At 48.7% G+C, this 14,749-nt stretch carries 10 protein-coding genes; all 10 read left to right on the top strand.

Features of this window, described 5'->3' with window-relative positions; translation table 11 throughout:
* Nucleotides 1-229 precede the first annotated feature (229 nt).
* Entirely contained in the window at nt 230-3,013 is a 2,784-nt protein-coding gene (locus MKY44_RS01195) for a glycoside hydrolase family 3 C-terminal domain-containing protein (RefSeq protein ID WP_341005768.1), read from the top strand.
* 189 nt (nt 3,014-3,202) lie between these two features.
* Nucleotides 3,203-3,394 carry a hypothetical protein gene (locus MKY44_RS01200; RefSeq protein WP_341005769.1) on the top strand — a complete coding sequence of 64 codons (192 nt, stop codon included), beginning with the start codon at nt 3,203-3,205 and terminating at the stop codon, nt 3,392-3,394.
* A gap of 443 nt (nt 3,395-3,837) precedes the next feature.
* Complete coding sequence (locus MKY44_RS01205) at nt 3,838-4,602, top strand: copper homeostasis protein CutC (RefSeq protein WP_341005770.1); 765 nt, start codon at nt 3,838-3,840, stop codon at nt 4,600-4,602.
* 30 nt (nt 4,603-4,632) lie between these two features.
* On the top strand, nt 4,633-6,093 hold the full coding sequence (locus MKY44_RS01210; RefSeq protein ID WP_341005771.1) for an alpha-L-fucosidase: 1,461 nt from the start codon (nt 4,633-4,635) through the stop codon (nt 6,091-6,093).
* A gap of 1 nt (nt 6,094) precedes the next feature.
* Nucleotides 6,095-7,876 carry a glycoside hydrolase family 35 protein gene (locus MKY44_RS01215; protein ID WP_341005772.1) on the top strand — a complete coding sequence of 594 codons (1,782 nt, stop codon included), beginning with the start codon at nt 6,095-6,097 and terminating at the stop codon, nt 7,874-7,876.
* A 105-nt stretch (nt 7,877-7,981) separates the two neighbouring features.
* Nucleotides 7,982-8,848 (top strand): sugar phosphate isomerase/epimerase family protein, encoded by an 867-nt coding sequence (locus MKY44_RS01220; protein WP_341005773.1) that lies wholly within the window; start codon nt 7,982-7,984, stop codon nt 8,846-8,848.
* Between the two features lie 255 nt (nt 8,849-9,103).
* A complete protein-coding gene (locus tag MKY44_RS01225; RefSeq protein ID WP_133387250.1) occupies nt 9,104-10,162 on the top strand; it encodes a Gfo/Idh/MocA family protein in 1,059 nt (352 codons plus the stop codon).
* Between the two features lie 846 nt (nt 10,163-11,008).
* Nucleotides 11,009-12,421: an alpha-L-fucosidase gene (locus tag MKY44_RS01230; RefSeq protein WP_341005774.1), complete on the top strand. Its 1,413-nt coding sequence runs from the start codon at nt 11,009-11,011 to the stop codon at nt 12,419-12,421.
* A gap of 314 nt (nt 12,422-12,735) precedes the next feature.
* Nucleotides 12,736-13,713 (top strand): ABC transporter permease, encoded by a 978-nt coding sequence (locus tag MKY44_RS01235; RefSeq protein ID WP_413775846.1) that lies wholly within the window; start codon nt 12,736-12,738, stop codon nt 13,711-13,713.
* 15 nt (nt 13,714-13,728) lie between these two features.
* Nucleotides 13,729-14,637, top strand: coding sequence for a carbohydrate ABC transporter permease (locus MKY44_RS01240; RefSeq protein WP_017691189.1), 909 nt, complete (start codon nt 13,729-13,731; stop codon nt 14,635-14,637).
* Nucleotides 14,638-14,749: the final 112 nt, after the last annotated feature.

Raw genomic sequence — 14,749 nt, forward strand, 5'->3', positions numbered from 1 at the left:
GCGAAAGCGTTCGCCTAAAAGCTTTCTGAAAGAAAGCTGCATCGGAAGCATACGCTATCCCCGGATTTTCCCCATATAAGGGGGATTCATAAAATCTGGGGATAACAGCGATCGGAAGGTTATTCTGTCATCGGAGTGTCCAGTGTAAATATTCTTTAGTTCAATTTATATAGTTCATTTTATATATAGCGATTCGTAGGTATGGGGATGACAATCAGGAGGGAAATCATTGAGCACACATCAAATCGGAGTTCCATTGGAAGGGTTTGCAGAGTTTAGTCGTACGGTTGCCGCTGAAGGAGCCGTTTTACTCAGAAATGAAGGCCAAGTGCTTCCACTTCGTGAAAACGAAAACGTTTCAGTTTTTGGACGGATTCAAGTCAATTATTATCGCAGCGGTACAGGTTCAGGCGGTAGTGTTCATGTAGCCTACACAACGAATCTATTGGATGGTCTGCGCAGCAAAAAGAATATAACGGTCAATGAAGAGCTGGCAGCTGTCTATGAGAAATGGATTGAGGAAAATCCATTTGATGATGGCGGAAAAGTATGGGCGGCTGAGCCATGGAATCAGAAAGAAATGCCTTTGACGGATGAACTGGTTGCACAGGCCAGAAGCAAGTCTAGCAAAGCCATTATCGTTATTGGACGTACAGCAGGAGAAGACCAGGATAACGCGGATGCGCCAGGAAGTTACCAACTGACAGAAGATGAGAAAGCGATGTTGAAGCAAGTCACTTCGCAGTTCGAACACACAATTGTTGTGTTGAATGTCTCAAATATCATCGACATGAGCTGGTTAAACGAAACGTATCTACATCCGATCCAAGGCGTAATTTACTCCTGGCATGGCGGTATGGAGGGTGGAAACGCGATTGCCGATGTGCTGGCGGGGGACGTTACACCAAGCGGTAAACTGACAGATACGATTGCATATTCCATTGAAGATTACCCTTCGACAAGCAACTACGGCAATGAGTTCAAGAACCTGTATCAGGAAGATATCTATGTAGGTTATCGTTATTTCGAAACGTTTCGACCTGAGCGCGTTCAGTTTGAATTCGGTTACGGCCTGTCTTATACGACGTTTTTGGCCCAACACGAAGAAGCAAAATCAGTAACCAAAGACGGCGAAACCTACATTGAAGTTCGTGTAAATGTGACCAACTCAGGTACAACATATGCGGGCAAAGAGGTTGTGCAGGTCTACTATGAAGCACCACAAGGCAAACTGGGACAACCGGTGAAGGCTTTGGTGGCTTTTGGTAAAACAGGATTGTTGCAGCCGGGCGAGTCAGAACTTCTGACGATCAGCTTCCCGATCCATGCCATGGCATCCTATGATGATGCAGGCGTTACAGGTCATGCTTCCGCGTACGTATTGGAAGAAGGCACATACCGACTGCATGTAGGAACCAGTGTGAAACAAGTGCAGCATATCAACATTGATGGCCAGGATGGCTATAGTATTGAATCTCTTCAATTGGTGGAGCAACTGCAAGAAGCGATGGCCCCAACTGAAGATTTTACACGGATGAAACCAGGTTCGCGCAAGGAAGATGGATCTTATGAACTGACTTATGCAGAAGTACCGAAACGTAAGATATCCATGGCGAACCGGATTGAGCAGAATCTCCCGCAAACGCTGGAGCAGACGGGTAACCAGGGCCACAAGCTGAGTGACGTTAAGGCTGGCAAAGTGAGTCTGGAAACCTTCATCGCTCAACTGAGTGATCAGGATCTGGGGGCGATTGTCCGTGGCGAAGGCATGAGCAGTCCGCTCGTTACTTCGGGAACAGCATCTGCATTTGGTGGTGTCAGCGACAGCCTGTTTAACTACGGTATTCCGGTAGCATGTACGGCAGATGGCCCGTCCGGTATTCGTATGGATAGTGGCGAGAAGGCAACACAGGTATCCATTGGTACGTTGCTTGCGGCGACATGGAACAAGGATCTTGTTGAAGAGTTGTATGTGATGGAAGGACAGGAATTGCTGAGAAATCAGGTAGATACCCTGCTCGGACCTGGACTCAATATCCGCCGGAGCCCGCTCAATGGCCGGAACTTCGAATACTTCTCCGAAGATCCACTGATCTCGGGTGTATTTGCCGCAGCATGTACGAAAGGTATCATGAAGGGTGGTTCCAATGCCACACTGAAACACTTTGCCTGCAACAATCAGGAGAAACACCGCAGTAAAGTAGATGCTGTTGTCTCTGAGCGTGCACTGCGTGAAATTTACCTGAAAGGGTTCGAAATCGCAGTCAAAGAGGGCGGAGCAAACTCCATCATGACCTCCTACAACCCGGTTAACGGACACTGGGCGGCATCCAACTACGACCTGAACACCACGATTTTGCGTGGCGAATGGAATTTCGAGGGTATCGTCATGACCGACTGGTGGGCAATTATGAACGATGTGACCGAAGGTGGAGAAGCTGATCGCAAATACACGAACTGGATGATTCGGGCACAGAATGATCTCTACATGGTTGTACCGAACTACGGCGCAGAGATTAACGGCTGGGACGATAACACGATTGAATCCTTGGAAAATGGAACATTGACTCGCGGAGAGCTGCAACGCTCGGCGATTAATATCTGCAAGTTCATCATGAATGCACCGGTGTCCGGTAGAAAACACGAAATTGTGGAGAACGTTGCTTCGTTCCAAGCGAATGCATCTATATCTGCTGCACAAGCTCAGGCGCTGGTTGAAAACGCACAGGTGAAACCTGCGGTAGCTGAACCCGTCTACATGAAAGTGGATGAGGCAGGCCATTATCGGATTATCGTACAGATCATGTCCCCTGAGCCGGAACTCGCTCAAAGTGCATGTAACCTGCTCCTGAATGATCAGTTGGTGACCACCATTCAAACGAATGGTACGGAAGGTAAATGGATCAGACAGAAACTTGTCAAAGTAGATCTTGAAGCAGGACTGTATGAATTGAAACTGGACTTCACCAAACCAGGTCTCCAGATTGATTGGATCGAATTCAAGCAGGTGTAGAAGATAATCGGAAATATCAGGTGATAAGAGCAATCGAAAGGTTGTTCTGTCATCCAAAGCAGAATACGTTGGTATATGACAAAGGACACTGTATGCGGGTGTCCTTTGTTGTAACACAGAATAGCTACTGTTATGATAGTGTTATGAGATTCGTAGTTCTGAACAATGGGGTCAGGGGTGTTGCGAGGAATGAGAAATTATAATTTTTTGAGTCCAATCCTGCTGATTGTGGTGGCGCTGATTGTAAGAGGCCTGGTGACTAACCTGGGAGTTCTTTTTGGACTATCACAAGAAGTGGCGAGTAATATTGCCATGATAGCCATGATTATTGCTGCACTGATTATGTTTAATCGAATGACGAAGGCTCGGCGTAGAAAATAGAAAAAGCTCGGATAACCAGAAGGTTATCCAAGACACGAAGACATCCTCCGGGTGTCTTTTTTTGTATTGACGTTCTGATCCTAACGTTTTAGACTATTGCTAATTGATAATAACATTATAAATAACAAAAATAACAAAATGATCAGACAAAGTACATGAAATCCGTTGCGCTCTCTATTTGCTAGCCCATTCCGGTCCCCAAAGGAGAATCCAATCATGAAGATCATTGCCGACAAACCATATATCGTTCAGGAAGGTCAGCCTTTGCAGATTAAGAAGCTGACCGTCGTCAAATAATGATGAAGAAGGACCGCAGGAGCGCTGATGAAGCGTTCAGTCGGTCCTTTATGTCATGGATCAGGCTGTGTGCAGTTCGAGTGATGTCTATCGATACGGGTTAACGGTTTTGGAATAATCTACGATGAATTGAAGGGAGCTACATTATGGAAAGACAGCCTGTATTGGAAGTCATCGCTGTAGATGCGGCAGATGCCAAAACAGCTGAGGAGGGAGGGGCTGATCGGATTGAACTGGTATCAGCGATGTCCGAAGGAGGACTTACCCCCAGTTATGGTGTCATGGAGCAAGTGATGTCCAAGGTCTCCATCCCGGTGTATGTCATGATCCGTCCGCATAGCCGCTCGTTCTGCTATAGCACTGATGACATTCAAGTCATGACCCGGGATGTACGCATGGCGAGGGAACTTGGAGCTGCTGGCATCGTGATCGGCGCCCTTACAGAAGCTGGTGAAGTGGATCTTATATCCTTGCAATCATGTATGGCCGAAGCTCAGGGGTTGGGCGTTACGTTTCATCGTGCAATTGATGTGAGCGCAAGCCTGACTGAGACGCTCAAGGTCATCAACAAATTGGGTACCGTCGAGCGTGTGCTTACATCGGGAGGGAAACGGGTAGCGCCTGAAGCGATGCTGGAACTGAAACAGCTTCAGGAACTGGGCCAAACCTTGAACATCGCTGTCATGGCTGGCTCGGGGATAACCGTAGACGGGATTCAGACCCTCGTCCAACAAACAGGTATCACAGAGATACATATGGGATCAGGCGTCAGGTCCGAAGGCAGCTTTAATTATCCCATTGATCCACATTTGGTCGAAGAAGCCAAGCAGCAGTTATGGTTTGCATCACAGCAATTCATGGATAGTAGTGCAATGAGTAGCGGTCCAAGCGATGGAGGTCTAGTGACATAGGAATGCACGAAATAAAAGGAGTGATACGCCATGAATCAAGAACTGCAAACATCCGAATGGATTAAGTCCGCAGCACAGGTCAGCCCATCCGAACGCCAGTTAAGGTGGCAGGAGATGGAGTTCTATGCATTTATTCATTTTACGGTAAATACATTCACGGACCGGGAATGGGGCACTGGGGAGGAAGACCTGGCTATCTTCAATCCTTCTGAACTGAGCGCAGCGCAATGGGTGCAGGCGTGCAAGGCTGCGGGGATGAAAGGGCTGATTTTGACGTGTAAGCATCATGATGGATTTTGTTTGTGGCCAAGTCAGTTTACAGCGCATACGGTCGCGGCTAGTCCGTGGAGGAATGGTGCGGGGGATTTGGTTCAGGAAGTTGCCGATGCCTGCCGTGAGGGTGGATTGAAGTTTGGTGTGTATCTTTCTCCTTGGGATCGGCATGAAGCCTCCTACGGGGATTCGGAGAGATATAACGAGTTTTTCCTCCATCAGTTGCGCGAGCTGCTCACGAATTATGGCGACATCTTCTGTGTATGGTTCGACGGTGCATGTGGGGAGGGTCCGAATGGTAAAAGGCAGATCTATGACTGGGACGCCTATTATGCGCTTATTCGTGAACTTCAGCCGGGAGCTGTCATCTCGGTATGTGGCCCAGATGTTCGCTGGTGCGGCAATGAGGCGGGGCATACACGGGAATCGGAATGGAGCGTTGTGCCAGCGCATATGCAGGATAATGAGAAGATTCAGGAGCAATCGCAGCAGGTAGATGATGGTGAGTTTGCCACAAGGATCAATACGCAGGATAGTGATTTAGGAAGCCGAGAGGTCATTCGTTCCCAAGGTGACCAACTGATTTGGTACCCTGCTGAGGTGAATACCTCGATTCGTCCGGGATGGTTCTATCATGCCAGTGAAGATGATCAGGTCAAAACATTGGAAGAATTGCGCGCCGTCTATTACGGAGCAGTGGGGGGCAATGCCACCTTTTTACTCAATCTGCCGCCGGATACGCGTGGTCTCATTCACGAAACGGATGTCGAGCGACTACAGGAATTGGGAGATTCGCTGCGCACCATTTTTCAGGAAAATTTCGCCTTGCAGGCGCTGGTAAAAGCATCAGAGACGATGGATGAACAACATGCCGTATCGGAGGTGCTGACAGAAGACCGGGATACGTATTGGCGTCCCCTTGAAGGAACGGAGCAGGCTTGGATTGAGCTGGATTTGCGGGAGGAACGATCGTATGACCGGGTGGTGCTGATGGAGCATATCCAGACAGGTCAACGGATTGAGCGTTTTACACTGGAGTTACAGACGGCAGATGGTGGTTGGGAAGCGTTCTACACGGGGACGGTGGTGGGGTATAAGCGAATTTGCTGTTTCCCACAGGTCACATCGAGAAGGATGCGATTAACCATTCATGAATCCAGATGGTACCCTACGTTGTCCGGGTTGGGCATATATCTAAGTGAATGGGGAGGGCTGTAACATGGCGGTGCTGACGTATAAAGGTTCACAATTCATGTATGGTGGCGAGCCCATTCGAATTTTGTCGGGTGCCATCCATTATTTCAGAGTGGTTCCCGACTATTGGGAGGATCGGTTGCTCAAGTTGAAAGCCTGCGGTTTCAATACGGTGGAGACGTATGTGCCATGGAATGTTCATGAGCCGCAGCCGGGGCAATATCGTTTTGAGGGCATGGCTGATCTGGAACGTTTTATTCGCATTGCGGGAGATGTGGGTCTACATGTGATTGTTCGTCCAAGTCCTTATATATGTGCCGAGTGGGAGTTTGGTGGGCTACCTTCCTGGCTGCTCGCTGATGATGATATCCGTCTTCGGTGTAATGATGCAAAGTTTCTGGCGAATGTGGATCGTTATTATGATGTACTTTTGCCCCAATTGAAATCCCTTCTGAGCACCCATGGCGGGCCGATCATCGCAATGCAGATTGAAAATGAGTACGGCAGCTTCGGGAACGACGCGAGTTACCTGCAATATTTACGTGATGGCATGGTAGAACGCGGTATGGATGTGTTGTTATTTACCTCGGACGGACCGACAGACCACATGCTGCAAGCAGGATCAGTGCCTGGGCATCTGGCTACAGTTAATTTTGGATCAGGTGCGGAGGGAGCGTTCGCCAAGCTGCGTGAATATCAGGCGGACGAACCTTTAATGTGCATGGAGTATTGGAACGGCTGGTTTGACCACTGGGGCGAGTCGCATCACACCCGAGAAGCCTCAGATGTGGCTGGTGTGTTTGAGGAGATGCTTCTAGCAGGAGCTTCGGTTAACTTTTATATGTTCCACGGTGGAACGAACTTCGGATTTTATAACGGGGCGAACTGTCAGCAGAAGGATCAATACGAACCCACAATTACAAGTTACGACTACGATTCATTGCTCAGTGAATCCGGGGAGCCGACAGCGAAATTCCATGCGGTGCGTGACCTTATTGCTCAGTATAGCGATGAAGATCTGGGTGAGCTTGTGCTGCCAGAATCGAAGGGGACCGTCGCCTATGGGCGAGTGGAGTTGAACCAGCAGGCGTCAATACTGGCGCAGATGGACCGGATATCAGCCCCGTTGCAACGCACGAATCCAGAACCGATGGAGAAGCTGGGTCAGGATTATGGATTTATTTGTTATCAAACCCGAATATCCGGGCCAAGGGAGCGACAGGAACTTTTGGTTCAGGAGGTGCGTGACCGTGCGCTTGTGTTTGTTGATGGGCAATTTCATGGTGTGCTCGAACAAGGCAATACGGAATTATCGATTTCCTTTGAAGTGCCGCCAGAGGGCGCAGATCTATTGATCCTTGTCGAAAATATGGGGCGAATCAACTATGGCCCGTACCTGAGAGATCCGAAGGGGATTACGGAGGGTGTGCGACATGGCTTTCAATTTTTATATGATTGGACGATTCATTGTCTTCCATTAACTGATCTGTCGGATTTGCAATTTAGTGATATGATTGGCGAAGCAATTAACGAAACAATTAATGAAGTACAGGGACCAGCATTTTATCGAGGAGAGTTTAATATCACGGATGTAAGAGATACTTTTCTGCGACTGGATAGCTGGACCAAGGGGGTTGTATTTGTAAACGGATTCAATCTGGGACGCTACTGGAATAGAGGACCGCAAAAAACGTTATATGTACCAGCCCTGCTTCTTCGTGAAGGTGAGAATGAAATCATCGTATTCGAGCTTCATCAGACGGCTGATCTGGCCGTAACGTTCGTGGATACACCGGATTTGGGCTAGGAAAAGGAAAATAGGTGAGCCAAACGATTATTGAGAATTGTCGTGTCCGCCGGAAAAAGGTATACGTTGGGTATGGACATTGACTAGGGGAGAGGATGAGGAAAAATGAAAGTTGGACTCAGCACCTACAGTCTGCAACAAGCACTGGATCGTAAAGAACTAACCGTGCCGGATACCATTCGATGGATTGCCGATCAGGGCGGGGAACATGTGGAGATTGTGCCGATGGGGTTCAGTCTGATCGATAACTCGGAGTTGATTGATGAGATCAAAGCTGTGGCAAAAGAGGTAGGAATCGATATTTCCAATTATGCCATCGGCGCTAACTTTGCTGTGCAGGAGGACGCCGAAGCGTTGGAGCAAGAGATCCAGAATGTGATGCGACATGTGGATGTGGCTGCTGCGCTCGGCGTGAAGCTGATGCGTCATGACGTGGCTTTCCGCCCTGCACCAGAGGGAACCGTAGCACAGTTTGAGATCGACCTACCGGTAATGGTGAAGGCTTGTCAGCGCATAGCCGATTATGCAGCGGGTTTTGGAATTACAACAAGTGTGGAGAACCATGGGTACTATGTGCAGTCGAGTGAGCGAATTCAGCGTGTGCTACACGAAACGGCGCGGAGTAACTTCAAAACCACACTGGATGTCGGTAATTTCCTCTGTGTAGACGAAGATCCGGTGAGTGCCGTAAAAAATAACATTCCGTACGCGTCGATCGTGCACGCCAAAGACTTCTACTGGAGACCTTCCTACCGGAATCCGGGTGAAGGCTGGTTCCAAACCTCGCATGGCAATTACCTGCGCGGTGCCATTGTGGGCCATGGCGATATCGACATGCCGGAGGTGTTCCGTGTGTTGAAACAATCCGGGTATGACGGATATATCTCGGTAGAATTTGAAGGCATGGAAGATTGCAAAACCGCCTCACGCATTGCCATGGATAACGTCCGCCGCCTATGGGAAGAGGCATAGGACTGAGTACTTGTTTTAAATGAAATATGAATAGTTAGGTATGGCTCAAACGGAAAGTTAATTCAGTCAGGAAAAGTAGTGGAGGGGGCGAAATCGATTCTGAAGAAACGAAGTGTTCGCCTTTATCACCGGATTTCCCCTTTGCAATAAGGGGATTAAAGAAATCTGGGGATAAGAGCGATCGGAAGAACGATTCGCAACCGGAACGTCTACCTGCTGGACGTCAATTATTTTATTTATGGAGGAATCAGCACTATGTCCAAATTGAAAGTCGCCGTCATCGGTGCCGGATCCATATCCGATTGCCATTTGCAAGCCTACGCCAGTAACCCGGACGTTGAAATATACGCTATCTGCGACCTGAATGCAGAACGTGCCGCAGAAGTCGCGAAGCAATATAATGCACCTCATGTGTTTACCGATTATAAGGAATTACTCGCACTGCCCGAGATCCATTCCGTCAGCATCTGTACATGGAACGACTCCCATGCAGAGATTAGCATTGCTGCTCTGGACGCGGGCAAAAACGTGCTGTGTGAGAAACCGCTCTGCCAAACGGTGGAGGATGCACTTGAGGTAGAGAAGGCCGTTCATCGCAGCGGAAAGCTGCTGCAAGTTGGTTTTGTTCGCCGCTATAGCGACAATGCACAGATTCTGAAGAAGTTTATCGACGAGGGTGAACTGGGCGAGATCTATTATGCCAAAGCCTCCAGTCTGCGTCGTCTGGGCAATCCGGGTGGCTGGTTCTCGGATATCAACCGCTCCGGCGGCGGTCCGCTGATCGATATCGGGGTGCATGTGATCGATATTTGCTGGTATCTGATGGGCAGACCGAAGGTGAAATCCGTCTCCGCTAACGTGTCCAACCGATTAGGGAACCGCTCGAACATTAACAATCTGTCATTCTACAAAGCAGCGGACTATGATGCGGAACAAAACACCGTTGAAGACATGGCGAATGCCCTGATTCGTTTTGAGAACGGAGCGAGCCTGCTCGTGGATGTCAGTTTCACGCTCCATGCCAAAGCGGATGAGACTTCGGTCAAGCTATATGGCGACAAAGGCGGTGCCGAGCTCGAGCCGGAAATTTCGATCATTGGCGAAAAGTTCAACACCATTTTGAACATGACGCCACAGGTAGATTTCAAATCATTCGATTTTATGGGATCGTTCCGCAATGAAATCAACCATTTTATCGATAGCACACAGGGCCGCAAAGAAACACTTAGCCCCGTTGAAGACGGCGTCGAAGTGATGAAAATGCTCTGCGCCATCTACGAATCAGCCCGTCAGGGCCGCGAAATCACACTATAAAAGGGCTTTGCAATACGGAGATGCTCCAAGTTGATACTTTACTACTCCCGTGGCATCGAACGTTATGAGCAATTCGCTCCTTTTCAATGAAAAGCTCCGCTCCGGGCGGATTCGGAGTCGTCCTCTCCGCTTGCAGTTGGAGCAGAGTAGGGAGCGAGCGCTAACGAATCTGAGGCGTCTTATTCAAGGATTTTAAGCCCCCTCAAAAATCTAAGGAACCTGACACACGCTATATCAGAATAAGCAGCAGTATACAGCGTTTCTATCAGCTGATTTCGTGAAATAACGTGTCTGATGTTCCTTACAATTTAAAAAGTGGACCTAAGGACCAAATAAGACGCCCTGAGTTCTTTAGAAAGTTTTCTACCCATTCGCCAGGATCAACCGCTTGGATTTCGAGACGTTATAAACGCGCTGACATCCATCATCGTAAATCTTCCCTGAACTGAAGTTGAAGACACATCCTATAGAGACTTACCGTTTATGCCATAAAAGAGAGTGCAGAACCAATCGAAAACAACGAAGCGCACTCTCTCTACCCTTGGATTTCCCTATAGAAACGAGGGAAATAAGGGGTTCCATAGTGACTGGAGAGGGCACCGCACTCAAAATAACAGAGTTACTAAGCCCCTTAACAGTTAAGTGAACCGTTTACGCCAAAACGGAGAGTGCAGAACCAATCTGAAGAAGCGAAGCGCTCGCCTTTATCCCCGGATTTCCCCTCTAGGGAAATAATCAAAAAATCTGGGGGTAACAGCGATCGGAAGATTATTCTGACCGCGCAGTGGCCGAGTGTAAACCTATGTGTTCAGCGTTTGACATGAAATCCAGAGGAGATGAAACAGGATGAGCGAAACCAAAGAAACCGTACTGGAGCAGGAAGAGCAGATTGTCGAAGCCGGCGTGCACAATTTTAGCAAAGAGGAAGAGTGGATCAAACCGGAGGACCCGCTGCTGAATGAGCGGCTGGAGTGGTTCAAGGACCAGAAGCTGGGGCTGATGATGCACTGGGGGCCGTATTCCCAGCTTGGTCTCGTGGAATCCTGGGCGCTGAGCGACGAGGATGGCGATTGGTCGCGCGATGACATCGACTGGACGGATGACATGGAAGACTTCAAACGGGAATATTTCGATCTGAACAAAACTTTCAATCCGATTCGCTTCCAGCCTGAGGAATGGGCACAAATGGCGGCAGATAACGGGTTCAAATACTTCCTGTTCACCACCAAGCACCATGACGGTTTCTGCATGTGGGATACCAAGACGACGGATTACCGGATTACGGGCAAGGACACGCCTTTTCATACCCATAAGTATGCGGACATCTGTCGAGCACTGTTTGACGCTTTTCGGGCCAAAGGACTGGGTATCTCAGCGTATTTCTCCAAAGCGGACTGGCATACCCCGTATTACTGGGCACCGGGCATGGAGCGTGGACGTCATATGTGGCGCGGCCCTTCGTATGATCCCCATAAGTATCCATGGCTGTGGGAGAAATTCGTGGAGTTCACACATGAGCAGATCATGGAACTGCTGACGAATTACGGGCGGATCGAATGTCTGTGGCTGGATGCCGGCTGGGTGCGCGAAGGTCGCCATGGTCAAGATATCAGGCTGGGAGAAGTCGTGGAACGGGCGCGTCAGACCACACAACCTTGGCTCCTGTCTGCAGATCGCACCGTCGGTGGACCGTATGAGAATATCGTTACCCCCGAGCAGACTATACCGGAACATCCGATGAACATTCCATGGGAGAGCTGTATTACGGTGGGGAACTCCTTTGCCTTCGGATTCGATGATCAGTATAAAACGGGAAGACAGCTGGCACATATTCTACTTGAAGTTGTGTCCAAGGGCGGTAACCTGGCGCTGAATGTAGGTCCACAACCCGATGGGCGTCTGCCAAAAGGGGCAATTCGAGGCATCAAGGGCCTCGGTGAATGGTTGGGTACTCATGGAGAAGGCATCTATGGAACCCGAATTTGCGGGCCATATTTTACGAAAGATTGGGCCTTCACTCAGAAGGAAGAGATCAACACCGTATATGCCTTCCGTTTGTACCGAAACGAGAATGAGACCGTACACCCACAGTTGGTCATTCCTTATCTGGAAAAGGTAGAGCGGATCGAACTCGTCGGTAGCGATGACGTACTTTCGTATCAGCAGACAGAAGACGGACTTCTTGTGGATCTGCCACAATCCGCTATAACCAGTGAAGCGCCGATCACACATACGTTCAGATTAATCACAAGCGCATAGAATGCCATGTCAATTCCGGGGGAGATATAACCACCTCCGGGATTTTTTTATTCATACATAAGGGACACAATTCCCAATAGAAACGGCTCGCAATCGCTTGTCACACAAGGGTTTGTGGAATAAAGAGAAGTCGGAGAAAATTGCAAATTGATAAAAGTTTATCGGGCGATGTACTATCAAATCAAGAAAGCGCTACCTGATATGAATGTTTACATCGTATTTGCTAAAGAAGGAACTAAGAACAGAAAAAAGGATGTTTAAGGGATGTAAATGTAATGTATTATTACACTTGAGGTGTAGAAGGAGTGACGCAAATGAGTCGAGCTACGGAAAGCATACCCGCCAAGATGGAACTCCAACAGAGGAAACATGTGGAGCCCAAGCGGCAGCATCCATTCATCAGAAGCCTCAAGAAGCACTGGGAGCTCTACCTGCTCGTGCTGCCCCCGGTGTTGTATCTATTGATCTTCAAGTACATTCCTATGGTGGGTGTCCAGATCGCGTTCAAGGACTTCAGCGTGGTCAAAGGAATCTGGGGAAGCCCTTGGGTTGGATTCAAACATTTTGAAGCCTTCTTCCAATCTCCAAACTTCTGGCTGTTAATCAAAAACACGATAGGCATCAGCTTTTATTCCTTAATTGCCGGTTTCCCCATTCCGATCCTTCTGGCGCTGGCGCTGAATGAGATTCGAACGGGTTACTTCAAAAAGACCGTGCAGATGGTCACTTACGCTCCGCATTTTATCTCAACGGTTGTTATGGTATCCATTATCATTCTGATGCTCTCCCCGCATGTCGGCGTGGTAGACAAGCTGTTCACACTGCTCGGCTTCCCGATGACGAACTTCATGGGCATTCCGGAATACTTCAAATCGATCTATGTCTGGTCAGGTGTGTGGCAGGGCATGGGATATTCATCCATTATATATATCGCAGCTCTTGCTGGTGTTGATCCATCTCTCTATGAAGCAGCAAAGATGGACGGCGCATCAAGGCTTCGGAAAATATGGCACATCGACCTCCCGTCGCTCGTCCCAGTCACCGTTATCATGCTGATTCTGAGTCTGGGCAGCATTATGGGCGTGGGTTTCGAGAAAATATACCTGATGCAGAATCCGCTCAACACAAGTGCTTCGGAGGTCATCTCCACGTATGTGTACAAGGTAGGTCTGATCGGGGCGAATTTCAGCTTCTCCTCGGCAGTTGGGTTCTTCAACTCCATTATCAACCTGATCCTGCTGGTTATCGTCAACGGCATATCGCGCAAAGTATCCCAGAACAGCTTGTGGTAAAGGAGGAGCTTATCCATGTTCAACCTGATTAATCGTAACCGGATCAAGGACCCGCTCGGTGACCGCATTTTCATGACATTCAACTACATCTTTTTGTTCGCCATACTGCTAACAGTGTTTTACCCGCTCTTGTATATCATCAGTTCTTCGTTTAGCTCTTCACGAGCCGTGACATCCGGTCAGGTGTGGCTGTTCCCGGTCGACTTTAACATCAAGGCGTACATCTCCATTTTCAAAAGCCAACAGCTTATGCTCGGTTTCTATAACACGATCATCTACACCGTGGTGGGCACGTTCATTAACGTGGTGCTGACCGTTATGCTGGCGTATCCTTTGTCACGAAAATCGTTCTATGGACGAGGGGCCATCATTATTTTCATGATGATCACGATGTTCTTTGATGGCGGTCTGATTCCCACCTACCTCTTAATGAAGGATTTGCACCTGCTGGATACACGTTGGGCGATGTGGCTGCCCGGGGCGCTCGCAGTATTCCAGGTCATCGTGGCAAGGACTTTCTTCCAATCTTCCATCCCGGAAGAACTCGGGGAGGCCGCGGAAATGGACGGTTGCCGGGATATCCGGTATCTGATCAGCGTGGTTCTTCCCTTATCAAAGCCCATTCTGGCGGTCATGACACTCATGTATGCCGTAGGTCACTGGAATGCGTACTTTGATGCATTAATCTACCTGCGTTCCGAGAAATTGTTCCCTTTGCAATACGTGCTTCGCAATCTGCTCATCCTTAACGCGGCTGATCCGGCGATGCTCGCCAATACCAGCCAACAGATGCGGGACCAAGGGTTCGAGCAGGTGTTGAAATATGCACTGATCGTTGTCGCGAGTATTCCAATTCTGATCATGTATCCATTTGTACAGAAGCATTTTGTTAAAGGGGTCATGGTTGGTTCCCTGAAAGGTTAATCCTTGTGAGTTAAGCCCGGTTGCCTCTTGAAAGGAGGTGGAAGGAACACGCCCGCTTCCGGGGTCGATTTTATACACGTGCGGTACTACCAATAATTTGCCGTTATAAACA

It is taken from the genome of Paenibacillus sp. FSL R7-0026, assembly GCF_038004485.1.
Taxonomy (GTDB): Bacteria; Bacillota; Bacilli; order Paenibacillales; family Paenibacillaceae; genus Paenibacillus; species Paenibacillus xylanexedens_A.

Bases quoted from the DNA above. Each gene is read 5' to 3' on its own strand.
- MKY44_RS01210 (WP_341005771.1), top strand. From the start codon at position 4,633: ATGAATCAAGAACTGCAAACATCCGAATGGATTAAGTCCGCAGCACAG.
- MKY44_RS01200 (WP_341005769.1), top strand. From the start codon at position 3,203: ATGAGAAATTATAATTTTTTGAGTCCAATCCTGCTGATTGTGGTGGCG.
- MKY44_RS01225 (WP_133387250.1), top strand. From the start codon at position 9,104: ATGTCCAAATTGAAAGTCGCCGTCATCGGTGCCGGATCCATATCCGAT.
- MKY44_RS01220 (WP_341005773.1), top strand. From the start codon at position 7,982: ATGAAAGTTGGACTCAGCACCTACAGTCTGCAACAAGCACTGGATCGT.
- MKY44_RS01215 (WP_341005772.1), top strand. From the start codon at position 6,095: ATGGCGGTGCTGACGTATAAAGGTTCACAATTCATGTATGGTGGCGAG.
- MKY44_RS01235 (WP_413775846.1), top strand. From the start codon at position 12,736: ATGAGTCGAGCTACGGAAAGCATACCCGCCAAGATGGAACTCCAACAG.
- MKY44_RS01230 (WP_341005774.1), top strand. From the start codon at position 11,009: ATGAGCGAAACCAAAGAAACCGTACTGGAGCAGGAAGAGCAGATTGTC.
- MKY44_RS01240 (WP_017691189.1), top strand. From the start codon at position 13,729: ATGTTCAACCTGATTAATCGTAACCGGATCAAGGACCCGCTCGGTGAC.
- MKY44_RS01205 (WP_341005770.1), top strand. From the start codon at position 3,838: ATGGAAAGACAGCCTGTATTGGAAGTCATCGCTGTAGATGCGGCAGAT.